Origin of the sequence: Streptococcus gallolyticus subsp. gallolyticus DSM 16831 (genome assembly GCF_002000985.1) — a bacterium.
GTDB classification, from domain to species: domain Bacteria; phylum Bacillota; class Bacilli; order Lactobacillales; family Streptococcaceae; genus Streptococcus; species Streptococcus gallolyticus.
Map to the genome: position 1 here is coordinate 501,375 of NZ_CP018822.1, position 22,052 is coordinate 523,426.

General features: G+C 38.0%; 29 protein-coding genes and 2 tRNA genes. All 31 read left to right on the plus strand.

Annotation, left to right across the window (positions count from 1 at the left end):
- Positions 1-13: 13 nt before the first annotated feature.
- Entirely contained in the window at positions 14-2,287 is a 2,274-nt protein-coding gene (locus BTR42_RS02765) for an AAA family ATPase (protein WP_077496293.1), read from the plus strand.
- A 287-nt stretch (positions 2,288-2,574) separates the two neighbouring features.
- A complete protein-coding gene (locus tag BTR42_RS02770) occupies positions 2,575-2,826 on the plus strand; it encodes a crAss001_48 related protein (RefSeq protein ID WP_077496295.1) in 252 nt (83 codons plus the stop codon).
- Positions 2,827-2,837: 11 nt separating this feature from the next.
- Entirely contained in the window at positions 2,838-3,191 is a 354-nt protein-coding gene (locus tag BTR42_RS02775) for a hypothetical protein (protein ID WP_077496297.1), read from the plus strand.
- Entirely contained in the window at positions 3,188-3,583 is a 396-nt protein-coding gene (locus BTR42_RS02780) for a RusA family crossover junction endodeoxyribonuclease (RefSeq protein ID WP_077496299.1), read from the plus strand. The genes BTR42_RS02775 and BTR42_RS02780 overlap by 4 nt, the downstream gene beginning before the upstream one ends.
- The gene (locus BTR42_RS02785) at positions 3,580-3,801 is read left to right on the plus strand and encodes a hypothetical protein (RefSeq protein ID WP_077496301.1); all 222 of its coding nucleotides are present in this window, start codon (positions 3,580-3,582) and stop codon (positions 3,799-3,801) included. The genes BTR42_RS02780 and BTR42_RS02785 overlap by 4 nt, the downstream gene beginning before the upstream one ends.
- Before the next feature lie 2 nt (positions 3,802-3,803).
- Entirely contained in the window at positions 3,804-3,953 is a 150-nt protein-coding gene (locus tag BTR42_RS12640) for a DUF7204 family protein (RefSeq protein ID WP_167367605.1), read from the plus strand.
- A complete protein-coding gene (locus BTR42_RS02790) occupies positions 3,950-4,216 on the plus strand; it encodes a hypothetical protein (RefSeq protein WP_077496303.1) in 267 nt (88 codons plus the stop codon). Before BTR42_RS12640 ends, BTR42_RS02790 begins: the two co-directional genes overlap by 4 nt.
- Positions 4,188-4,358, plus strand: coding sequence for a hypothetical protein (locus BTR42_RS12580; protein WP_157769859.1), 171 nt, complete (start codon positions 4,188-4,190; stop codon positions 4,356-4,358). The genes BTR42_RS02790 and BTR42_RS12580 overlap by 29 nt, the downstream gene beginning before the upstream one ends.
- 372 nt (positions 4,359-4,730) lie before the next feature.
- Positions 4,731-5,144 carry a DUF722 domain-containing protein gene (locus BTR42_RS02795; protein WP_077496305.1) on the plus strand — a complete coding sequence of 138 codons (414 nt, stop codon included), beginning with the start codon at positions 4,731-4,733 and terminating at the stop codon, positions 5,142-5,144.
- Between the two features lie 259 nt (positions 5,145-5,403).
- Positions 5,404-5,476 (plus strand) — tRNA-Lys (locus BTR42_RS02800).
- Between the two features lie 108 nt (positions 5,477-5,584).
- A complete protein-coding gene (locus tag BTR42_RS02805) occupies positions 5,585-6,505 on the plus strand; it encodes a hypothetical protein (RefSeq protein WP_077496307.1) in 921 nt (306 codons plus the stop codon).
- A gap of 2 nt (positions 6,506-6,507) precedes the next feature.
- Positions 6,508-6,972: a hypothetical protein gene (locus BTR42_RS12585; protein WP_157769860.1), complete on the plus strand. Its 465-nt coding sequence runs from the start codon at positions 6,508-6,510 to the stop codon at positions 6,970-6,972.
- A gap of 46 nt (positions 6,973-7,018) precedes the next feature.
- Positions 7,019-7,453: a helix-turn-helix domain-containing protein gene (locus BTR42_RS02815; RefSeq protein WP_077496309.1), complete on the plus strand. Its 435-nt coding sequence runs from the start codon at positions 7,019-7,021 to the stop codon at positions 7,451-7,453.
- Positions 7,450-8,841, plus strand: coding sequence for a terminase large subunit domain-containing protein (locus BTR42_RS02820; protein ID WP_077496311.1), 1,392 nt, complete (start codon positions 7,450-7,452; stop codon positions 8,839-8,841). Before BTR42_RS02815 ends, BTR42_RS02820 begins: the two co-directional genes overlap by 4 nt.
- 12 nt (positions 8,842-8,853) lie before the next feature.
- Positions 8,854-10,329: a phage portal protein gene (locus BTR42_RS02825; protein WP_077496313.1), complete on the plus strand. Its 1,476-nt coding sequence runs from the start codon at positions 8,854-8,856 to the stop codon at positions 10,327-10,329.
- Positions 10,310-11,701, plus strand: a complete 1,392-nt coding sequence (locus tag BTR42_RS02830; protein ID WP_077496315.1) for a minor capsid protein — start codon at positions 10,310-10,312, stop codon at positions 11,699-11,701. Before BTR42_RS02825 ends, BTR42_RS02830 begins: the two co-directional genes overlap by 20 nt.
- A gap of 316 nt (positions 11,702-12,017) precedes the next feature.
- Positions 12,018-12,104, plus strand: a tRNA-Ser gene (locus BTR42_RS02835).
- A gap of 172 nt (positions 12,105-12,276) precedes the next feature.
- Positions 12,277-12,912 (plus strand): DUF4355 domain-containing protein, encoded by a 636-nt coding sequence (locus BTR42_RS02840; protein WP_077496317.1) that lies wholly within the window; start codon positions 12,277-12,279, stop codon positions 12,910-12,912.
- Positions 12,913-12,924: 12 nt separating this feature from the next.
- Positions 12,925-13,290 (plus strand): hypothetical protein, encoded by a 366-nt coding sequence (locus BTR42_RS02845; protein WP_077496319.1) that lies wholly within the window; start codon positions 12,925-12,927, stop codon positions 13,288-13,290.
- A gap of 3 nt (positions 13,291-13,293) precedes the next feature.
- A complete protein-coding gene (locus BTR42_RS02850) occupies positions 13,294-14,340 on the plus strand; it encodes a major capsid protein (RefSeq protein WP_077496321.1) in 1,047 nt (348 codons plus the stop codon).
- 14 nt (positions 14,341-14,354) lie between these two features.
- Positions 14,355-14,498 (plus strand): hypothetical protein, encoded by a 144-nt coding sequence (locus tag BTR42_RS12645; protein ID WP_012961503.1) that lies wholly within the window; start codon positions 14,355-14,357, stop codon positions 14,496-14,498.
- 17 nt (positions 14,499-14,515) lie between these two features.
- On the plus strand, positions 14,516-14,872 hold the full coding sequence (locus BTR42_RS02855) for a phage head-tail connector protein (protein ID WP_012961504.1): 357 nt from the start codon (positions 14,516-14,518) through the stop codon (positions 14,870-14,872).
- A complete protein-coding gene (locus BTR42_RS02860; protein WP_077496323.1) occupies positions 14,869-15,147 on the plus strand; it encodes a hypothetical protein in 279 nt (92 codons plus the stop codon). Before BTR42_RS02855 ends, BTR42_RS02860 begins: the two co-directional genes overlap by 4 nt.
- On the plus strand, positions 15,144-15,488 hold the full coding sequence (locus BTR42_RS02865; protein ID WP_077496325.1) for an HK97-gp10 family putative phage morphogenesis protein: 345 nt from the start codon (positions 15,144-15,146) through the stop codon (positions 15,486-15,488). The genes BTR42_RS02860 and BTR42_RS02865 overlap by 4 nt, the downstream gene beginning before the upstream one ends.
- 7 nt (positions 15,489-15,495) lie before the next feature.
- Positions 15,496-15,855 carry a DUF3168 domain-containing protein gene (locus tag BTR42_RS02870; RefSeq protein WP_077496327.1) on the plus strand — a complete coding sequence of 120 codons (360 nt, stop codon included), beginning with the start codon at positions 15,496-15,498 and terminating at the stop codon, positions 15,853-15,855.
- Positions 15,856-15,869: 14 nt separating this feature from the next.
- Entirely contained in the window at positions 15,870-16,448 is a 579-nt protein-coding gene (locus BTR42_RS02875) for a phage major tail protein, TP901-1 family (protein ID WP_012961508.1), read from the plus strand.
- 61 nt (positions 16,449-16,509) lie between these two features.
- A complete protein-coding gene (locus tag BTR42_RS02880; RefSeq protein WP_077496329.1) occupies positions 16,510-16,974 on the plus strand; it encodes a tail assembly chaperone in 465 nt (154 codons plus the stop codon).
- A 131-nt stretch (positions 16,975-17,105) separates the two neighbouring features.
- The gene (locus BTR42_RS12650; protein WP_167367606.1) at positions 17,106-17,279 is read left to right on the plus strand and encodes a hypothetical protein; all 174 of its coding nucleotides are present in this window, start codon (positions 17,106-17,108) and stop codon (positions 17,277-17,279) included.
- Positions 17,280-17,298: 19 nt separating this feature from the next.
- Positions 17,299-17,613: a hypothetical protein gene (locus tag BTR42_RS13020; RefSeq protein WP_420031092.1), complete on the plus strand. Its 315-nt coding sequence runs from the start codon at positions 17,299-17,301 to the stop codon at positions 17,611-17,613.
- Between the two features lie 61 nt (positions 17,614-17,674).
- Positions 17,675-21,184 carry a phage tail tape measure protein gene (locus tag BTR42_RS02885; RefSeq protein WP_420031097.1) on the plus strand — a complete coding sequence of 1,170 codons (3,510 nt, stop codon included), beginning with the start codon at positions 17,675-17,677 and terminating at the stop codon, positions 21,182-21,184.
- A gap of 14 nt (positions 21,185-21,198) precedes the next feature.
- A complete protein-coding gene (locus BTR42_RS02890) occupies positions 21,199-22,038 on the plus strand; it encodes a phage tail domain-containing protein (protein WP_077496331.1) in 840 nt (279 codons plus the stop codon).
- Positions 22,039-22,052: the final 14 nt, after the last annotated feature.

The following is a 22,052-nucleotide window of genomic DNA, read 5'->3' on the forward strand; positions in this document are numbered from 1 at the left end:
AGAAAGGATAAACATGGCAGAGAGAGATTTTGACCTGCTACCATTGCTGGATTATATCAATCCTGCCATGGTAGATTATGCAACTTGGTGCCAAATTGGTATGGCACTTAAACACGAAGGCTATACAGCTATGGATTGGGATAACTGGTCACAAGCTGATACACGTTATAAACGTGGGGAGTGTTTCAAAAAATGGGATACTTTCAACGAAGAAGCAGGTAGTGTCGTAACAGGAGCTACTATCACGCAACTAGCAAAAGAGAATGGTTGGCAACCTGCGTCAAGCGGTCGTGGTGATTTCCATGAGCTTGATTGGGAAGATACCATTGACCGTGACTATCAAATTGTCGATAAGAACTGGATTGAATCTAAAGAAATCAGAGAACCGCTAAATTGGCAACCTGCACAAGATTTGATTAGATATCTAGAAACCTTGTTTGATTCAACGGATCTAGTCGGCTATGTGACTGCTACCTATCCAATTGAAACAGACAATGGCACAATTTATAAACCTACACAAGGGAATTTTGACAGGACAGCTGGTGAGCTTATCCAGCTACTGCAAAAAACGCCTGATGATATTGGCGCTGTCTTTGGTGATTATAAGGAAGAAGCAGGTGCGTGGATTCGTTTTAATCCGTTAGATGGTAAAGGTGTTAAAAACGACAACGTCACAGATTTTCGTTATGCACTTGTTGAATCAGACACGTTAGACACTGGTAAGCAATACGCACTATTTAAAGAGCTTGAATTGCCGATTGCAACGCTGGTTCATTCTGGCAAGAAGTCACTACACGCAGTCGTGAAAGTAGACGCGCGTGATTATCAAGAATATAGGAAACGTGTAGATTACATCTATCAAATCTGTAAGAAAAATGGTCTTGATATTGACACGCAAAACCGTAATCCTAGTCGTCTATCACGCATGCCAGGTGTCACACGAAACGGACACAAGCAATTCTTGATTGATACGAATATTGGTAAAGCCAATTACGACGAATGGTATCAATGGGTCGAAGATTTAAACGACGATTTACCAGACCCAGAAGGACTGTTAGACAGCTGGGACGACATACCAGATTTAGCACCAGAGCTTATCCATGGTGTGCTACGTCAAGGGCATAAGATGCTGATTGCTGGTCCGTCAAAAGCTGGGAAATCATTTGCCTTGATTGAGTTATCAATCGCCATAGCTGAAGGTAGCAAGTGGTTAGGTTGGCAATGTGAGCAAGGACGTGTCTTATATGTCAATTTGGAATTGGATAGACCGTCAGCACTGCACCGTTTTAAAGACGTGTACGACGCTATGGGACTTCAAGCAAATAATGTTCAAAATATCGACGTCTGGAATTTGCGTGGTAAGACCGTCCCAATGGACAAGTTAGCGCCGAAGCTAATCAGACGTTCACTTAAGAAAAATTACCAAGCTGTCATTATTGACCCAATCTACAAAGTATTGACTGGTGATGAAAACAGCGCGGACCAAATGGCACACTTTACCAATCAGTTTGATAAAGTGGCTACTGAGTTAGGCTGTAGTGTGATTTACTGTCACCACCATTCAAAAGGTGCCCAAGGTGGAAAGAAATCAATGGACCGTGCCAGCGGTTCAGGAGTGTTTGCTCGTGACCCAGACGCGTTGATTGACTTAGTAGAGCTTGATTTAAACGATAATCTGATTAAACAACGTACTGATAAAGCAAAATGTGATGTGTTTAAACGTGCTATCCAAGAGAAGAACTTAGATTATTACCAACATGGAATCACGCTTGATGATTTGCAAAGTGTCGCACAGATGAGTAAACATTTTGACAAAGCATTAGACGATATCATGGTTAGAAAGCCATACTTGCACGAAATCCAGCAAGTGGAAGAATCTATCAAGATTGCCACAGCTTGGCGTGTTGAGGGGACGCTTCGTGAATTCGCGAAATTCCCACCAGTCAATATGTGGTTCAGCTATCCAGTACACAGCGTGGATACAACAGGTGTTTTGGCAGATATTCAGTTGGAAGATGATAAGCCCCTTTGGCAAAAAGCAAAAGAATCACGAAAAAGTAAAGAACAAAACTTAAAAGAACGAAACCAAAAATTAGAGACAGCTTACAACGCTTTATTTGATGGTTCAGCTCCAGTTACTGTTCAAGAAATTCGTGAATATTTAGATTTAAAATCAAACAAAAGTGTAGAAAATTATATCAAAGAGCACAACAATTTTGATGTTAAAAAAGGAATTGTATTTCAAGTTTCAGTAAACCAAGAAGCGGAAAAGAAAGAAAAAAACTAGAAGAATTCTAAAGAAAAATCCTGTTATTTTCTTTTCTTAAATCGGAAAAATACTAGTTCTTTTCTTTTCTTGCTAATTTTAGAAAAATCGGAAAAATACTAGTTATTTTCTTGAAAAAATATCGCTATAACTCTTCCAGAGTTATTAAAAGTGTTTTTCCTTCGTCAAAAGTCAAAGAGAAAAGGAAAAGGGGCTGTAAGCTCTGCCCCTTTATCCTTTGTCTCATCTTTGACAAAGGCGCACATGACAAATGTAAAAATCAAAAAGTAGAAAAATGAGGTGAAAAAATGGAAGTTTACAAGCTTAGAATGATTATTGAATATCAAGAGTTGAAAAGACGTACTGAAAAGTTAGGCATCATACTTGACAGATGGTTAACGGATGATTTGGATTTTGAACCATCTTGCCCATTTGAATTACTTGAAAGCCAGTTTCATGTAATGAAAGCGTATCTTAGCATTTTGGCGCAACGTGCTGAAATTGAGCATATTGACCTTGGTTATGACTTTGTTAATGACCGAAGCAAGGAAGATTATTGAGGTGGTAGAAGATGACTAATTTATGGGAAGAAACATTAAGAAAGTTAGCAACTTACGAAAAAACATTTAAAGATGTCAAATATATTCAAGGTTTAGATTTTGCAATTACAAAAGAAAATTTTGAACAAGTCGCAAAAAAGACTACGTATGACTCTGGTTATGGTAAATCAGAGGTGGCAGAGGACTTAGTAATCGTTGGTGATGGTTGGTGGCTTGAACGTAATGAATATGACGGAGCTGAATGGTGGGAATATAAAGAAACACCAAAACAAATTAATGAGGTCAAAGAAGTTAATCGTCTTGCAGGTGGTATTGATGCAGGTTATGTATTAGCTGAACTAAATAAAAGCACGGTGGAAAAATGATTGAATTTTTTATCCCAATGAAAAAAATTCCCACTGTCACACATCAGCAAAAGAAAGTTCGTGTAATACGTGGTAAGCCACAGTTCTATGAGCCAAACGAGCTAAAGGAAACGCGGGAAATGTTCATGGAATTGTTAGCACCATATGCACCAGAAGAACCAATGGACGGTCCATTGAGATTGACCACTAAATGGTTATTTCCAAAAATCAAAGGTACGACTAACGGTCAGTACAAGCATACGAAACCAGATACAGATAATCTTGTTAAGTTGCTAAAAGATTGCATGGAAAGAACAGGATTCTATGTCAATGATTCAAGAGTGGCTAGTGAGATAATCGAAAAGTTTTGGGCTGATACGGTTGGAATATACGTGAGGTTGGAAAACTTATGAAAATTGATTATATTGATTTCTTTCAAACAGAAGTACCAAACTGGATGAGAGAAAGTAACCAGAAATCACAAGAAGTCGGTTTTGGAACTATTGAATATTGGGAATGGGCGAATCAGTCCATTGTGGCAATCTGCGAAAAGTACGGTAATGATGAATTGGTTAACGGTCAATTTCATTTAATCTGGGACTGGTTAGATAAACAAGCGAAAGGAGTATAAACATGTATGAAGTAATTGTCTATTTTGACAATATGGTTGATGATGTGAAAGTGTTTGAAACCAAAGAATCTGCTAAGGCTGAAGCAGACAAACTTGGGTGGAAATATCGTCATAGTCGTCTCTATCGTGTGGAAGTGAGGGAAAGTAAATGAAAGCGACTATTTGGAAATATTGCACAGTTGATTTGATAATGATAATTATTGTTATTATTGCCTTACATGTGTATCAAAGGTCACAGTATGAAGCAAAGATAAATCACTTGACTCATGAGTTGATAAATACACAGACAGCCTTGAAACAGGCTAACGATAGGATTAAAATACTAGAGGATAATCAAACAATTATTTATTATCCTGATAATTATGGATGGGAGGAAGTTACGGGAAATGCGAGTCAAATTTTATTTGGCAAATAAGGAGACAGTCACAACGTCTCTGAGTAAAGCTACTTATGATTTCATTTACAGCCACTGGAAAGCTGGATTAGATGTCAAATTGGGAGAGCGAACAATCAAGCATGACGAAGTTTCAGATATACAAGTGTTAGATGAAGAGTAAGCTAGTAACTCGTTATGGTATTCACGCAGGCTCGATTCCTGCGACGAGTATAACCCGAAATATTTTAAAACGGAATAGAGGTGGTGTGAACCACTTCTTCTTACAAAACAAATTAGTATACAGTTAGTGAAGTTTATCGGGTTACTTGCTAACAACATAGCGAAATGAAATAGGAAGGGAAACTCAATGTAATTTTTAATCTAACGCAGTTTATCGCTAGACTGTTATTCTGCAAGGCGCTGCTTATTCTTATGGTAATTCAATGTTTGGGTCGTGCGTCTGCCCATTTGTGAAACGCAAAAAAGCCTCGCTCGTGCAAGACCTTTAGCTATATTGGTAATATCTATATTATATCATAAAGGAGCTGTTAGGGTGGGAAAATTGAGCAATTCACAATTAAAAGCACTTGATGAGCTATTGTTTGATTATGTTAGCATTGACCATAAAATTGCAGTACGTAAGCTAGAAATTAGCGACGTTCCAAACACGGATGAAAATATTGGTGGTGGACGGTCTAATGTTGTGTCTAAGCCGACTGAGAATTTAGTTGCTAAATGGGATAGTGACCAGCGTCTAAATAGCTTATATGCGCAAAAATACGCAGTAGAAAGCACGTTAAATGTTTTGGATTCTGACATGACTAAAATATTTTGGTTACGTTGGGCAAGAGGTAGTGTGAATACCTGGGAAGAAATTGCTGATAAAATGGCATATGACAGGAGCACTATTTATCGCAGACGTCAACGCATTTTAGAAATTTTTGCTGATTTTTATGGTTTTTCGTAAAAGTTGCGACTTTTGCCCCTATTTGTCGCACAAAAAATGTTATATTATGGTATCATCAAATGTTTATGATAAGGACGAGGTTTCTTGAAATTTTAGAGTTGTGTTGTTTCGAATGGGTCTGCAACAGGTCAGGTCACAATGGCTAGAGTTGAAAATAAATGGTAAAGGGTTAAACATCTTGTGACAGATGCCTAAAAAACGGTACATAATACAGGTTGAGTGTATCATACTTGTCTGTGCAACCTTTTGGGTAAGCAGTAGGAACATAGCTCAGATGGTAGAGCGACTGACTTTTAATCAGAGGGTCACTGGTTCGAGTCCAGTTGTTCCTGTTGCATTTATTGCAAAAATCCATATTTTTTATCAGAAAGCCTATTATACTATTGTGTAAAGGCTTTTTTAATAGTATGATTAAAATGATAAGAATATGGAGGTTGTATATGGAAAGTAAGCAGGCAAAGGCTAATTTTTTTAAGTTAAATTCATCAAAAAAATCTAATTTGGGGCTTTTTAACAAAAAAATAAAGGAAATGTATTCTAATTTTCAAGATAAGAATTATCAGAATATCCCTACTTTGGATATTGATGGATTGCAGTATTATGTGAGTGCCATGCAGAAAGTTAATTCTGATGAAGTGTTAGGTGAAGAACGATTATACTGTATATTGATGACTATTTCTAGAGTAGACACAAAGTCTCAAATCTTGCTAGCTAACTTAGAAAATACTATTGATTCACGAAAAAGAGAAGTGGAACATGGAGAAAATGAAGGGCTGGTTGTTGATACTCGGCTGCTCTTTGATCCATTTAGACAAATCATAGTTGTTTATAATCAGAGAGGAACGATAAATAACTATGATTTACAAAGATTCTTTTGTAAAATAATTGAAGTTAGAGGACTTAAATTTGAAATAATACTAAACCAGGAGGCTATGAAACGACTTGATCACTTAGATGTTGTTAAAAGTGTAAGTTATACGGTAGCAAGCCCTGATAACTTTAAAGCTTACAGAGATGATAATAGAACCGAAAGTGGGGATTTTAAGTTCGCTAATTCAATTTCTGGTGAATCTATTAAAATAACAATAAAGTCAGAAAGTTTGGCTAAAGAAGGAATTAAAGATAAAATTCAGAAGCTTATTTCTGATGGAAGTTTAAAGGTTACGGCTGCTACTGTAGATGGGTGGAGTAACGGTGTAGAAGAACCAATTGATTTAATCAAAAATAAATTAAAATATAAAGGGTTTATAAGTTATGAAAATGTAATGGACGATAAGGCTGTTTATGGCTTTTTAAATACTGCATATGATTATTATTACGAATATTTAAAAAGCATTTATAATGTCCATTTAGAGGTGTAAATATGAAAAAAGGCAGATTAAAAAGGAATCTTTTAGTAATATTTTTTGGAGTGTTAACATTTTTAATTAGCTTATATCTAAAAATTACTCCAAAGGATTTAAAAAATTTCACTGATATTATGTCTGCTTCGTTATCTTTTTCGGCTATTGTAACGGCTATCTTTTTTGCTAGTTTCTCTTTGATTCCATCATCGGGTTCGAATAAATTGGTGAGTATGATGGAAGATTTAGGAACGGATATAAAAATAATGGATAGGTTGTTGGTTGCTACGGTTTTATCATTTGTAAGTTCACTGTTATCATTTATAGCGTTGTTTTTTGATAAAGAAGATACTAGCAATATCTCTAGTTTTTTTGTATCAGGATGGCTGGCGGTGACAGTAATGATGTTTGTCAGTTCATTATTAGTATTGAAGGTATTAATGAAACTAGTAGAAACTTATAACAGTTATAAAAAAAGACATTAGTCACACGTTTGTGTGGCTATTTATTTTGGATTGGAGGTGAGGACTTATCGCTAAGTATACTTACTGGATAACAGATGAAGGACTGTTATTAATTGAAGGGTGGGCTCGTGATGGTCTCACCAACGAACAGATTGCGAAAAATATAGGAATTAGCCGTGAAACTTTGAATCAATGGCAAAAGCGTTTTTCTGTCATTTCTGACGCCCTAAAGTCAGGTAAAGAAGTAGTTGACCGTCAAGTTGAAAATGCTTTGTTTAAAACTGCTACAGGCTATTATTATGATGAAGAAACAGTAACTAATCAAGGTGAAATTGTGACTGTCAGAAAGTACAGCAAACCAAACACAACCGCGCAGATTTATTGGCTTAAAAATCGTAAACGTGATGTCTGGACTGATAAACAAGAAGTACAACTCGAAGCTAACGTCACAACAAACAAACTTGACGGTATTTTGGCACAGTTAGAAGATGATAGCTCATGAGCGACATGATTCTATCTGATAAATATAAAGCGTTCTTGCGACACAATGCGAAAGCCGAAGCTCTTGAAGGAACAACAGCTGCTGGAAAGACAACGGTTGGTGCTTTTAAATTCATGTTAAAAGTCGCTAAGTCATCTAAAAAGTTACACTTTATTGCTTCAAAATCAATTGGTGACGCGGAAAAGAACATTATTAATTCTGATTTGGGGATAGTTGATATTTTCGGAGAGTTGGTCGATTATCGTGGGAATGGTAGTCTTGATTATAAAATTCCACATTTGGTTTATCACGTCGATAACAAACCAGAGAACGATAAGATTGTTTTCGTTCTTGGGTACGAAGATAAAACCAAATGGAAAAAGGCGCTGGGTTCGCAATTTGGCTGTGGTTACATTGACGAAATCAACACGGCTGATACAGACTTTGTTCAAGAATCAACTATGCGCTGTGACTATTGGATGTGCACCATGAACCCAGACGACCCAACATTACCAATTTATGAACAATACATCAATCGCTTTCGTGCCTTGCCAGAATATGAACAAGATACGCCAAAGGAAATTCAAGAAGAATTAGACAAACAACCAGCGCAACCAGAATGGACGTACTGGTTTTTTAATTTCGACCATAACGCAGGACTACCAGAGGATAAAAAACAGCAAATTATCAACACAGTAGCCCCTGGGACAAAGATTTATAAGAATAAAATATTAGGGCTTCGTGGTCGGTCGGAAGGTCTTATTTTCTCTATGTTCGAGAGACAGCGCAACGTCATTACACGTAAGCAAGCTAAATCGTTTAGCTATGCGCAGTTTTCGTGTGGTGTTGATACGTCTTATTCTGAACAGTCAAACGACACAATCGCTTTTATTTTCCAAGGTATTACGCGAGACGGTAAGCTAGTAACACTTGCCGAACGAGTTTACAACAATAAAGATTTGAGCGGTGATAAGATAGCGCCGTCAGATACAGTCGAGCTATTGCATAAGTTTCTAGATAATTGTAAGGACGATTGGGGCTTTGCACGTAGGATTTACGTTGATAACGCAGACCAAGCAACAATTATGGAATTGAGGAAATACGCTAATAAATATGGTCTGCTATACGAGTTCATGAATGCGAACAAGAAAGTCAAAATCATTGACCGTATTAATTTAATGGCTGGCTGGATGAAACAAGGTTATTACTTCGTTGTTGAAGATTGTATGGAACATTTACACGAATTGGACGTCTACAGCTGGAAAGAAGGCAAGGATGAGCCAGAAGATAGAAACGACCACACCATCAATGCTTGTCAGTATGGCTTTATTCCGTACATCAAAATGATTGGTGAAAGGCAGAATAATTCTAACCAGTTCGATACGCTTCGGGCTGGTTTTGGTTTGTAATGAAAGGATATTATGACATACAAAGAAACTTTTGTAGATAGCACAGGCAAGAGCAATTTACTTGAATTACGTTTCCACCGTGAAGCACGGATGAGATACAGTGTTCACGACTTAGACACGTTATTTGCTGATGACTATCGCTTACTTAAGGAAATACTACATCACCACGAAACAATACAGAGACCACGTATTCAAGAACTGCTTGACTACGCTGAGGGAAATAATCATGATATCAGTAAAGCTGGTCGACGTCGTGATGATGACATGGCAGACGCCCGTGCCATTCATAATTTTGGACGTGCAATTGCTGTATTCAAACAAGGGTATTTGGTTGGCAATCCTATTCAGGTTTCTTATGAGGACGACAATTATCAGGAACAATTGGACGAATTAGCTAAGCAAAATGATTTCCACCAGCTAAACCGTTCACTAGTGCTTGATTTATCTAAAACTGGTCGTGCTTATGACCTAGTTTATCGTGCACAAGATGATACGACACGAGCAGTTAAGCTAGATCCGTTAGGGACATTTGTCATTTATGACGACACTCTGGAGATGCACAGTGTCGCTGGTGTACGCTACTATCAAGCTAATCCGTTTGATGATAAGAAAAAGATTGTTGAAGTCTACACGCCAAGTAACATTATGACGTTTGAATATGACGGTACACTTAATGAAATCAGCAGAACCTCACATGCGTTTGAGTTAGTTCCAATTACGGAATACATGAATAATTCAAACGGATTAGGTGATTATGAAACAGAGTTGTCATTGATTGACTTGTACGACGCTTCGCAATCTGATACAGCTAATTACATGCAAGATTTATCAGACGCTATTTTGGCTATCATAGGTCGTGTTAACTTCCCAGCCGATTGTGATACAGCACAAAAGCAGATTGAGTACATGCGTAAAATGCGTAAAGCTCGTTTGTTAAACTTAGAGCCACCTATTGACCAAGAGGGTAACGAAGGAACAGTTGACGCTAAGTATTTGTACAAGCAATATGATGTTAACGGTACTGAAGCTTACAAAAAACGTGTTGTTAATGACATTCATAAGTTTACCAATACACCAGATATGACCGACGATAATTTTGCTGGTGTTCAGTCTGGTGAAGCTATGAAATGGAAAGTGTTTGGTCTTGACCAGGAACGTGTTGACATGCAAGCTTTGTTTGAAAGGTCTCTTAAACGTCGTTATCGTCTAGTGGCTAACATTGGTAAAGTTGCTCGTGAAATGACAGATTTTGACGTGTCTAAATTAATCATTACATTTACGCCGAACTTACCTGCAGACACAGCAAACATTGTCACAAATGCTAAGAATCTGTATGGCATGGTCAGTGATGAAACTGTTTTTGATATGCTTCAAACGGCGACTGGTGTTGATGCTAAAATTGAAATGGAACGTTTGAACTCCGAAGAACCACAAGAACCAGAACCACGAATTGGTGAGGTGACCGCTGATGAGCAAGAAGCACAATGATTACTGGTCAAAGCGTAGTGATGACATTATGCACTATGTTGACGGTACAGACATTGATATGTTTGCTGAATTGCAAAAGGTTTATGTTGAGCAATCAGCAGAGCTCCAACGTGATTTGTTTGCATTTGTGACTAAATATGCAGATGATAATAAAATGAGCTATTCTGACGCCCTACAGCGCCTTAGAGGAGTTGACCTATCAAATTATCAAGCTAACGCTAAGAAGTACCGTAAACAAGCTGAGAAAGACCCAGAATTGCTCAAACGACTGAATGAACAGTATGCTGGCTCGAAAGTGACACGACTGGATGCACTAAATCTTGAAATGACGTACAAAGTTGGTGTCATGCAAGGTGTTCTTGAAACGTCGTTTGAAAATTATCTGAAGTCAACTGCTAAATATGCTTATAAGAAAGCCATGGGTGGCAATAGTGGGGCTTTAAATGAACCAGCGCTGAAAGAACTTATCAATACACCGTTTAATGGTCGAAATTATTCGCAGCAATTGTGGGGCAATACTGATGATTTAGCCAGGGATTTGAGAGATGTTCTAAAACGTGGTTTTATTCGTGGTGATGATGTTCGTAGTATGGCTGGTGAGCTTGCCAAAAAATACAATGTGGCACGTTCACGAGCTCAAATACTTATTAGGACAGATGGAACAGCTATTGTCAATCGTTCAGCTATCAAACGCTATGAAGAGTCTGGTTTGGAATTCTATCGCATATCTGTACAGATGGACAATAGAATGTCTGACATATGCATTAGGATTCATGATGAAGATAAACGTTATAGAATTGATGAGTTCGAAACTGGTGTAACTGCACCACCATTTCATTATAATTGTCGGTCCGCTGTTATTCCTGATGAAGATGAGTTAGACGAACAATCGTTAAGAAATATTGGAAAAGCAAATGTAGATAGCTTATTTGAAGATGTATCAAAGATTTGGGATGAAGTTTCTCATGGCGTGGTAGATAGAGAACAAATAAGAAATAAGTTGCAAGATAGGTATGATATAGGCGTTTTATCGTCTAAAATTAGTCGATATGCGGCATTTAATAATGTTTATATAGACGGCAATAGTTTATCTTCATCTTTGCGTTCTCATGGTCAACAGTATACTTTAGATGAATTTAAATTGATTGAAGATGTAATTAAAAAACCTTATTTAGCTCTTGATAATTCTTCAAGGGTGGAAGGCTCACTTCTTCTTTATGCTAAAATACCTAACAAAGACCGTTTAGTTATGGAAGCAGTTATTATTCCTCGTGATGAAATGATGATGATTCATTTCAATAAAGTAGGTATTAGGCAAGAGAAGAAGAATAGAAAAAACAATGTAATACTTTACGAAAAAGGCAAAGAATAGTATAATATAGGTGAGAAAAGATAGAGGTTGAGAATCTGTCACCAACACGCCGCTTAGCTAGCGGGTCAGAAATGCGGGAGCCTCGACAGTCCCGCCTATCTTATTACTATTTGCGCTTAGAGTTATAATCTAGGCGCTTTTTTTGTACCCAAAAAGGAGAAGATATGTTTATTTGGCAGTTAATTTTAAACGCACTAGGCTTGTTAGTTTTAGTGATTATTTGTGGTTTAATTGCTATTGCAGTAAAAAGTTTTATTAAGGAATTGAAAAAATAACTTGGCTGAACTGTTCGGAATTTCCGAATGGTTCTTTTTGTGGAAGATTACTCAAGTGGTTAAGAGGGCAGGTTGCTACCTTGCTAGGCGTGTAAAAGCGTGCGTGGGTTCGAATCCTACATCTTCCGTTGACGTGGCTAGTCATTAAATAAGCCAAATAATAACTTACTAGCGTGGCTTATTGCGTTAGGTATGGAAATTACATTCGGACAAGACTAGAAAACGTGAGACGTCCGTTTTCGTGGCTTTAAGAACGTTTGGAAGTATCTAACAAGATAGGACTAGCATGGAGGAGTAAAAATGAAAAAAGAACTTTTAGCGCTTAACATGCGTAATTTACAATTTTTTGCTGATGGTAGCGAAGCTGGTGCTGACGATAACGGCGGTGCAGGCACAGAGGGCAACGAAAGCAATAACAACGGTAATGATAACGGTCAAGAGTTCAAAGGTCCGCAATCACAGTCAGAATTAGACAGTCTTACGAATAAAGCTGTACAAAAGGCTTTAGAGAATTACAAAAAAGGTGAGCAAGAACGTATTAAACAACGTATTGCTGAAGCTCTTGAAAAAGAAAAAGATTATGCTAATTTATCGGCTGCTGAGCGTGCTAAACGTGAATTCGAAGATAGTAAGTCAGCTTTTGAACAAGAAAAAGCACAATTTGAACACGAAAAATTAGTCGTTCAAGTTGAAAAAGACCTTGTTTCAAAAGGTTTGCCAGCTGAATTTGCCGAATTGTTAGCCGCTGGTGATGCTGAACAAGCACTTGAACAAGTCAGCAAATTTGAAAAAGCCTTTAACGACGCTGTTAACGCTAAAGTCAAAGTATCATTACGTCAGCCAGCACCTAATGCAGGTGGTAATGGTGCTTCACAAACGAATTATGGTGCAAGTCTTGCCAAAAATTCAATCAAAACTGGTGAGAAACTATTTTAAAGGAGAGCTTATATGCCAACTAAGAAATTATTTGGAAATGCTGAAATTCTTCACAATTTACCTTATGAAGCAATTTCAGTTACTGTTGATAAGTCAACAACAGGTACAGTTACAGAAAATGCACGTACTATTCTAAAAGCTGGTACGTTAATTGCTGGTGACGGTGCTTCAATCTTTGATGACCGCACCAAGAAAGTAAAAGCCAATGCAGAAACACCAGACGGCGTTTTGCTTTACGATATTGATGTAACAGAAGAAGACGCAGTCGCAAGTCTTGTCTATCGTGGTACCTTGCGAGAAGACAAAGTCAATGGTGGTACAGTACCTGAAGGTGCTAAAACTGCTTTGAAACATATCCAATTTGTGAAAGGAGCTTAATTTATGCCATTAATTTATGATGTTATGACAGCGGGGAATGTCTCTGGTTACTGGAATGCTAGTCAACAAGCAGTTGATTCTACAATCGGTGAAAAAGTGTTCCCTGCTCAAAAACAACTTGGACTGAAATTATCTTACGTCAAAGGTGCGTCTGGTCGTCCGGTCGTATTGAAACCGTCTGCTTTTGATACAAAAGCAACACTTCGTGAACGTATGGCTGTTGAATTGGTTGATAAAGAAATGCCGTTCTTCAAAGAAGCTATGCTCGTGAAAGAAGCTGACCGACAACAATTGAACCTTATTGCTCAAACCGGTAATCAAGCACTTATTGACACAATCACAGCTGGTCTGTTTGATGATGCAACAACGTTACTTTCTGGTGCTCATGCTCAATTAGAAGCTATGCGTATGTCAGTACTTGCGACTGGTAAGATTGCTGTTATCTCAAACGGTGTTGCTCTTGATTTTGATTATGGTGTAGCTGATGACCATAAAGGGAAAGTCAAAACAGCGTGGTCAGATGCAGATACAGCTACATCGCTCAAGGATATTGACACAGCTATTACAGCGATTGAAGAGCTTGGTAACAAGGCGGAAGTAGCTTACATGAGTGCTAAGACATTTGCGCAACTTAAAAACGCTAAATCTACAACAACATTGATTAAACCGCTTGCACCAACAGGAGCAGGAGTTACTAGCCAAGAATTGAAAGACTATATCCAAGATAATTATGGTTTGACTATTGTTGTTAAATCAGGTACTTACAAAGATGCTGACGGTAAAATCAAAAAATATTTCCCAGATGATAAAGTCACTTTTGCACCAAATGCGGCACTTGGTAAAACAATGTTTGGTACAACGCCTGAAGAATCAGATTTGATGGGCGGTAACAACGCTGTTGAAGTATCTATTGTTGATACTGGTATTGCTATCACAACTAAAAAACTTGATGATCCAGTTAATGTTAAAACTAAAGTGTCTATGATTGCTTTACCTTCATTCGAAAATATCGATGAAGCTTATATGCTTAGCACTACACCAGAAATTTAATCAGGAGGTAGTTAATGGCTAAAGTGATTGCAGGTTTTCGAGATAAGGAAACACAGATTGTCTATGTAATTGGTGACGATTACGAAGGTGACCGTGTTGCTGAACTTACAAAAGCTGGTTTCTTGAAGAAAGAAGCTACAAAGAAAGCCACTAAATAATAAACAGGAGGTGTTCAATGACGCCGACACCACTTGATGAAACTAAAATTATCCAAAATGTAAAGTTGGATTTAGAAATTACTGATAAATTGCAGGACGGTTTGTTAAAAATGCTGTTAGACCGAGTGGTAAAACATTTTAAAGCAGAATATGGCGTGTCAGACATTGACGACGCCTATTCTTTTATCTTTGAGGATTGTGTTATCAAGCGATTTAATAGACGCGGTTCAGAAGGGGCACAGTCAGAAAGTGTAGAAGGTCATTCTGTTTCCTATTATGAAAATAAGAATGAGTTTCTACCCTATGACGACATGTTGCAAAAAGCTTTTGGACAGTCTGGGCAGTCACGACCAGGACGGGTGTTTATCCTATGAGATATGCTGACAGAGTTATTCTAATCACCGAAACGACCGAAGCTGATTTTTTAGGTGATAAGGCTATCAAAAAAGAAAGCCAACCGATACCATGTTTTCGTGGTGGACTAACCATTGAAGAACAAATGGCAGTTTTTGGTAAGTACAGTCTTGATAACTTTAAGTTATACCTAAAAGGCTACTATGATGGATTTGAAACAGTAAAATATCACGGTAAGACGTTAATGATTGCTGGCAAGATTCATCACAACAATCACACGGTAATTTATTTATGAGTATCAAATACAGCGTTAAAGGTGTTGACAGATGGACCAAACGGCTAAGAGATAAAAGTAAACAAGCACAAGTTGCCACAGACCGCCAATTGGAATTATCTAGTAAACGTATTGAACGCGGTGCCAAAACTGGCGCACCAGTTGATACGGGAGTACTTAAAAATACAATTTTCTCAGTAAAGGCAGGTCATTTAACTTACAAGGTCACAGCACCGCAGCATTATGCTATTTATGTTGAGAAAGGAACTCGCAAAATGCGTGCACAGCCCTTCTTGAAACCAGCTATTGACGCTGAACAACCTAAACTAATCAGTAATTTACGCAAACTATATGAAAGATAGGTGATATATGACGACTTATTCACCATCAACTTTATTTTTAAAAGAACTACACGATAGGTTGGAAGTGTTAGCTATTCCAATCTATTTTAAATTGCCCAATTCTGACGTTTTAGAGCCTTTTATTGTGATTGGGTCTAATTCATCAGATACTTCCAAAACAGCGCAAACTGGGGCTGTTATTGAGGATATCACGGTAAATATTGACGTCTTCCTAGATGGTTCAAGTAGAACTAATGCAGAAGAAATTAAATCTAAGGCTTTAAGAGCGTTAGGGCGCAGAAATGCAACGGCTAACATCATTCCAGATAATAGCATAGGACGTGAAGTGTATCACGTTTCTATTGCTGTATCTGACACTATTTATTAAAAAAGGAGAATTACATGACAGAACAAATCAAAGTAACGACTGCTAAACCATTGTCTGGTAAAAAGGTCTTTTACTTCATTCAATCTATTCATGCTAAAATTGGTAGCAATGCAATCTTACCAGCTTATCGTACCGATGGTACTTTAACACTTGGTGCTGAATATTCGGACGAGCAAACACAACAAGGTCTTTTGCTTGATAAAACAAGTACCAGCCATGAAATCGAATTGACGACTAAGTTTGCACCAAAAGACCCTTCAATTGAAGTTATCGAGCAAGCGAACGACACAGGAGAATCAGTTAAGATTTGGCGTGTTCTTGTTGATGAAACATTGAAAACGCAAGCTGGTGAACCTGCAAAAGATGTTTATCCTGCGAAATTTGGCTATGCTAAAATCGGTGATATTGAATACAACGAAGGTATTGAAGACATTATCGAAGCTAACTACACAGCAAGCATTGTTGGTAAGCTAAAAAATGGTAAATTCCCATTGACTGCCGAAGAAATTGCTTTGCTTAATGAAGTCTATGACTATCAAAATCCGGGCGAAACAACTGGTGATTACGATAACATCAAGAAAACAGATGAATAATCTATCAAGGTTGGATATTACATCCAGCCTTTTATTTTTTAGTTAGGAGACAACTCACCTTATGGAATTTAAAGTTAAAAATAAAATCATTGAAATCAAGTTTGATTACCGCACAATGTTTAAAGTTGACAAACAACTTGCCACTAAGAACAAAGATACTGGTGCAAGTAATAATGACGGTGTGGGAACATTATTTAACAACATTTTAAATCGTAATGATGAAGGACTTGTTGATTTAATTCTTTTATCAGCTAACAAAGCATTTAGCAAAGCTATTTCAGAAGATGACGCTATCACAGCCATTGAAAACTGGTTGGCAGATAACGAAGCTGCAGATACAGAAAGCTTGTTTGAAGAAATTCAACAAGAAATGGTTGATTCTGGTTTTTTCAAGAACAAGATTTTGAAATATATCGAAAACTTGGAAACAGCAGTAGAGTACATGAAAGCGCAAGAGGACAGCGAAGCGCTTCAAGTCGAAATTACCGAAAAACTTATTGGCAAGATGAAAAGCGCGCTATCTTAACTGAGTGTGCACGTCTAGGTTTAACAGATTTAGAAACAATCTACGCTTGCAATAAATGGGAACTTGACGCGATTTTAGAGGGGCTTCACTACAGACAAATTGATTTTCGCGAAAATCTGTCAGAACTTGCTATGGAAATGCGTTACACTATGAACGCTAAACGTGCTAGTGCCAACAAACTTAGCAAGAGAAAAGATAGAAATAAAGTTAAACAAGCCTTTCATGCAAATGACAATAAGCAAACAACTAATAGTAGTCTTGCTGAACGTCTGCAAAAAGTTAATGACCATTTTATGAACAGATAACACAGAAAGGAGGAGTTATATGGCAGAATTTGATGGCTCGATTTATGCCTATGTCGGTGCTGATATTGCTGATTATCAAGCGGCAATGAATAAGATTACAACTGCAACACAGCGTGCTTTTGAGAAAGCACAGGATGCAGCTGTGAATAATTCTAATCGTTTAGTTCAACGCGTTGGTCAAATTATGGCACAGTTAGCAAACAATGGCGAATCACTTGGTAAACGCTTAGGAACAGCATTTAGCACAGGCTTAAACTTGTCTATTGGTGAAATTCAACGTATAGCTTCATCAATTGGTGAAAAGATTCCTCAGCCCATAAAAAAATGGGTTTAATACCGCTTTAACAGCTATACAGAGTGGTGTCAACTCAATAGCTAATAAAATCCCTCAGCCTATTCAAAACGCTTTTACAAAAGCAACTAGTTCAGTTTCTAGTTTTGCGACATCGGCGTCTAGCAAGGTTAGCTCAGCATTTAGTACGATTAGCTCAAAAGTAAGCAGTGCTTCAAATACAATCAGCAATTCTTTTATTGGGAAAGTAGGAAGTAGTCTTACTAGCTTAAGTAGTAAAGTTGCAAGTGTTGCGACTAAAATGGCTAGTTCGCTTGGTTCTGGTTTTTCGAATTTATCTAGCAAGGCCACTACTGCACTAAATGGTATGTCGTTCAATGACACGACTAACGCCCTTGCTGTATTTGCACAAAACGGTCTTAAAGGCTCTGACGCTGGTACATCTCTTAAAACAATGCTTTTGAATTTGTCGCCACAAACCGATAAAGCGGCAGCTCAAATGCAACAATTGGGCATTATTACTGCTGATGGTGCTAACCAATTCTATACAGCAGAAGGTAAGCTTAAGTCATTTAGTGAAATCTCACAAATCTTACAAGATAGCTTGAAAGGTTTGACTGCTGAGCAACAACAGAACGCTCTTAAGACAATGTTTGGTACTGACGCCATTCGTGCGGCTAATATTGCGATGAAAGAGGGTGCTGCTGGTGCAGACGCTATGCAAGCTGCAATTAGTAAGGTAACTGCTGCGGATGTCGCTAAAGAAAAACTTAACAACTTAAAAGGTGCTGTTGAGTATCTTAGTGGTTCGTTTGAAACATTACAAATCAAAATTGGAACAGCAGTTTTACCAATTTTGACAGATTTAGTTCAGTGGTTAGATAAGTTAGTTAGCAAATTTAGTGAATCAGCTGGATTGCAAAAATTTTTAGATTCACTAACAGCTTTAGAACCAGCTCTTGACCATATTTTGAATGGTACTAAGTTAACAACTGACCAGATGTCTAAAGCACAAGATGCTGTAAGTAATCTAACACCTGCCATTGTAGGATTAGTTGGTGCATTTGCCTTTGGTCCTGCGTTGAAATATTTAGGAAGTTTAGGAACTACAATGGGAAAACTTGCTGTTGAAGCTCAAACTTCTGGTTCTGTTATAGGTAATGTTTTTGGGATTATCTCTACTAGATTGTTAAAACTAGATAATGATGGAAAAGCAACTGCTGAGGGATTTCGCAAAGCAGCTGGTCAGGGGCTATCTGCAATGTCCACTATGGCAAATGGAATTACTTCAGTTGCAAGCGTGGCATTAGCTGTTATTGGTCCTGCAGCAATTCTTGGTTTAGTTATTGCTGGTCTTGGTCTTATCAATAGTCAATTTGGCACACAGATTGACCAATTGTTGAATATAGTAACGACTAAAGGACCACAAATTATCCAAAATTTGGTTGCTGGTATTACTAGCAAGATTCCAGAATTGATAGCGTCTGGAGCTGATTTAATTGCTAAGTTTGCTAATGCGTTCACTGTTATGTTTCCAGTGCTTGTGCAAGCTGGTGTTCAATTGATTTCTAGCCTTGTTCAAGGGGTTGGACAAAACGCTGGTAGCTTAGTAGCGTCAGCCATTCAAATTGTCGGTATGTTTATTAGCTCAATAGCAAGCGCATTACCTCAGTTATTGTCTGTGGGTATGGACTTTATTGCAAATGTCGTCAATGGTTTGGTTCAAAATTTACCTTTGCTTTTACAATATGCACAACAAATTGTTGATAATTTTGGTCAAAGTTTGTCTGCTAACATGCCGAATATCATTTCTAAAGGTATTGAGATTATTACTAACTTAGTTCAAGGAATTATCCAAAACTTACCAACAATTCTTGCAATTGCTACGCAGGTTATTACTGGATTCATCACAGGATTAGCTAGTTATTTACCTCAAATCTTGCAAGGCGGTATTCAAATTATTGTCATGTTGGTTCAAGGTATTCTACAGAATTTACCTAATATTGTTCAATCAGCAGTACAAATTATTCAGGCGTTGATTCAAGGAATAATTGAAAATCTGCCACAAATCATTGCAGCAGGTATTCAACTTGTTGGACAGTTGGCCGTTACAATCATCCAAAATATTCCACAAATTCTTGCAGCTGGTGTTCAACTTATTGTTGGACTTGGTCAGGCAATGCTTGAAGCTATTCCTAATGCACTTTCTGGTGTATGGGAAGGCATTAAGTCTGGTTTCACTTCGTTGTGGGACACAATCACTGGTAAGAGTTCTGAAACGACTGCAAAAGTTAGCACTGATGTTACAACAATGACAACAAATGTCGGTACTCAAACCAGTCAAATGAGCGCACAAACTAGCGCTGATACAATGTCAGCTCTCAATAGTATTAGTCAAAATACGGGTCTTGCCAATTTGAATGCAACGAACAATGCTACACAAATGGCTTCGAATGTTAATGCACAGACTGGTATTATGAGCGTTCAAGCCCTTAATGATTCCATTGCTATGGCTAATGGCATCAATACTAATACAGCACAAGCAAGTACAAACGCCACAACCAATGCACAGAACATGGCTAACGGTGTTAATGCTGCAACATCTAGTATGAATCTTGATGCTGTTAATCAAGCGCTTAGCTTGTCAGCAGGTGTGTCTAGTAACATGCAAAATGCACAGGCTAGTGCAACCAGCGCAGCACAAGCGGCAAATGGCGGTGTAAGTTCTAACTTTAGTGCTATGCAAGCAAATGCGAATAGTTCAGCTAGCGGTTTATCAAACAACGTGACATCTGAGCTTAATTCAGCTGCTTCATCTGCCAACTCAGCGTCATCACAAATGGCGTCAAACATCACTAACAACTTCAATAAGGCTAAGTCATCTGCAACATCAGCTATGAATGGTTTAGGCTCAACAGTTACTAGTGGAATGAATAAAATCAATAGTGCTGTCCAATCTGCTGGGAACAAGATGAATTCAACGTTCACTAATTCGTTTAACAAAGCGAAAAGTGCTGCACAATCTGGTATGAATGGTGTCCGTTCAGCTGTTCAAAATGGTATGAATGGTGCTGTTGCAGTAGCAAGCAGTGCAGGTAATCACATGGTATCAATCATGTATAGTACTGCAGGTGGTATGCAATCAGCTGGTTATTATGCTGGTGCTGGTTTTGCTAGTGGTCTTGCAGGTTCGGCAGGTTATATTTACGCTGTTGCAGCTGGAATAGCAGCACGAGTAACAGCAACAATTCGTAGAGCATTAGACATTCACTCACCATCTCGTGTGATGAAATCACTCGGTGGCTATACTGGTGAAGGCTTCGCTATTGGCATGTCTGACTGGATAGGTAGAATTAACGACATCAGCAAAGAGTATGCCTTAGCTGTTACTGACCAAAGCTGGGGTGTTAACAGCACTATGGCAATTGCTGGTAGTGTTAGCACGTCTGGTGTGTCATCATCACTTGATAGCTTGTCAGACGAAGTAAAAAACACTAGCTTGTCAGAGCCAGTCTTCGAAGTACACAACGAATTGGTTGGCGATAAGATTTATACGACCGTGAAACAACATGAAGCGCGAGAAAGCGCCAAAGATGACTACTTTAACTATTAAGAGAGGGGTGAACAATGGATTTATTAATCACGAAAGGAACAACGTCAGTCAAACTATCTGACTATGGCTTTTACAATATTGATATTGACGATAGCGCACCGTCTATCTCTCTTGATAAACGGTCTGTTACTGGTCGCAACGGTACAGTCTTTGGTGGTACGACATTTACTGCTAAAACGATTAAAGTAACTGGTCGTGTAGCAGTAGCAACCATTCAAGACTTTATGGCTAAGAAAGATGATATTAATGGCTTGTTGTTAGACGACGAGCCATTTTATATCACCAAAATGTACCCTAACAATGCTGAGTTTTATAATTTCCAAATACCTGGGCAGACCACAGGTGATTTAGATTTAATTGGTCAAGAGCACACAGCTTGGCATTATCGTTGGAAAGTAACTGCTAGTGAGCCGACATTCTCATTTGTTGGAAATTCTGGGCAAGGGTTAAAATATGACTTTTCCGTAGTGTTTACCACAGCAGAAACGCCATATGGAGAAACAAAACCTAAAGATATCACGTTAAGTGGTGGTAGTTTTACTTATGCAGGTACAGCTAAGCTATCACAGTTAGAAGTTCCATTTGTTGTTGAGTTGACTTCGACAGGTGGTCAGTCTGGCTTTTACCTTGAAATAGGTAAGCGAAGATTTGAGTACACGCAGTCAGGGAATATCAATTCTGGCGAGGTATTTAAAATCACAGGAATTGAAACAACTAAAGGTCTAGTTAATGTCAATGCTAAAACCAATTACGGTTATTTTGTGATTGAGCCAACACCAACAAAGACAATCACTTACAAGACTAATTTCAATGGCTCGATTAAGATTTTAAATTTCATGGAACTTTACAAGTAGAGGAGGGGGTGATA

Coding starts and splice junctions, on each gene's coding strand:
- BTR42_RS02870 (WP_077496327.1), top strand. CDS start 15,496: ATGACGACTTATTCACCATCAACTTTATTTTTAAAAGAACTACACGAT.
- BTR42_RS02775 (WP_077496297.1), top strand. CDS start 2,838: ATGACTAATTTATGGGAAGAAACATTAAGAAAGTTAGCAACTTACGAA.
- BTR42_RS02770 (WP_077496295.1), top strand. CDS start 2,575: ATGGAAGTTTACAAGCTTAGAATGATTATTGAATATCAAGAGTTGAAA.
- BTR42_RS02850 (WP_077496321.1), top strand. CDS start 13,294: ATGCCATTAATTTATGATGTTATGACAGCGGGGAATGTCTCTGGTTAC.
- BTR42_RS13020 (WP_420031092.1), top strand. CDS start 17,299: ATGGCAGAATTTGATGGCTCGATTTATGCCTATGTCGGTGCTGATATT.
- BTR42_RS12640 (WP_167367605.1), top strand. CDS start 3,804: ATGTATGAAGTAATTGTCTATTTTGACAATATGGTTGATGATGTGAAA.
- BTR42_RS02880 (WP_077496329.1), top strand. CDS start 16,510: ATGGAATTTAAAGTTAAAAATAAAATCATTGAAATCAAGTTTGATTAC.
- BTR42_RS02765 (WP_077496293.1), top strand. CDS start 14: ATGGCAGAGAGAGATTTTGACCTGCTACCATTGCTGGATTATATCAAT.
- BTR42_RS12580 (WP_157769859.1), top strand. CDS start 4,188: ATGCGAGTCAAATTTTATTTGGCAAATAAGGAGACAGTCACAACGTCT.
- BTR42_RS02805 (WP_077496307.1), top strand. CDS start 5,585: ATGGAAAGTAAGCAGGCAAAGGCTAATTTTTTTAAGTTAAATTCATCA.
- BTR42_RS02830 (WP_077496315.1), top strand. CDS start 10,310: ATGAGCAAGAAGCACAATGATTACTGGTCAAAGCGTAGTGATGACATT.
- BTR42_RS02875 (WP_012961508.1), top strand. CDS start 15,870: ATGACAGAACAAATCAAAGTAACGACTGCTAAACCATTGTCTGGTAAA.
- BTR42_RS02785 (WP_077496301.1), top strand. CDS start 3,580: ATGAAAATTGATTATATTGATTTCTTTCAAACAGAAGTACCAAACTGG.
- BTR42_RS02845 (WP_077496319.1), top strand. CDS start 12,925: ATGCCAACTAAGAAATTATTTGGAAATGCTGAAATTCTTCACAATTTA.
- BTR42_RS02825 (WP_077496313.1), top strand. CDS start 8,854: ATGACATACAAAGAAACTTTTGTAGATAGCACAGGCAAGAGCAATTTA.
- BTR42_RS12650 (WP_167367606.1), top strand. CDS start 17,106: ATGGAAATGCGTTACACTATGAACGCTAAACGTGCTAGTGCCAACAAA.
- BTR42_RS02865 (WP_077496325.1), top strand. CDS start 15,144: ATGAGTATCAAATACAGCGTTAAAGGTGTTGACAGATGGACCAAACGG.
- BTR42_RS12645 (WP_012961503.1), top strand. CDS start 14,355: ATGGCTAAAGTGATTGCAGGTTTTCGAGATAAGGAAACACAGATTGTC.
- BTR42_RS02780 (WP_077496299.1), top strand. CDS start 3,188: ATGATTGAATTTTTTATCCCAATGAAAAAAATTCCCACTGTCACACAT.
- BTR42_RS02890 (WP_077496331.1), top strand. CDS start 21,199: ATGGATTTATTAATCACGAAAGGAACAACGTCAGTCAAACTATCTGAC.
- BTR42_RS12585 (WP_157769860.1), top strand. CDS start 6,508: ATGAAAAAAGGCAGATTAAAAAGGAATCTTTTAGTAATATTTTTTGGA.
- BTR42_RS02860 (WP_077496323.1), top strand. CDS start 14,869: ATGAGATATGCTGACAGAGTTATTCTAATCACCGAAACGACCGAAGCT.
- BTR42_RS02790 (WP_077496303.1), top strand. CDS start 3,950: ATGAAAGCGACTATTTGGAAATATTGCACAGTTGATTTGATAATGATA.
- BTR42_RS02855 (WP_012961504.1), top strand. CDS start 14,516: ATGACGCCGACACCACTTGATGAAACTAAAATTATCCAAAATGTAAAG.
- BTR42_RS02840 (WP_077496317.1), top strand. CDS start 12,277: ATGAAAAAAGAACTTTTAGCGCTTAACATGCGTAATTTACAATTTTTT.
- BTR42_RS02820 (WP_077496311.1), top strand. CDS start 7,450: ATGAGCGACATGATTCTATCTGATAAATATAAAGCGTTCTTGCGACAC.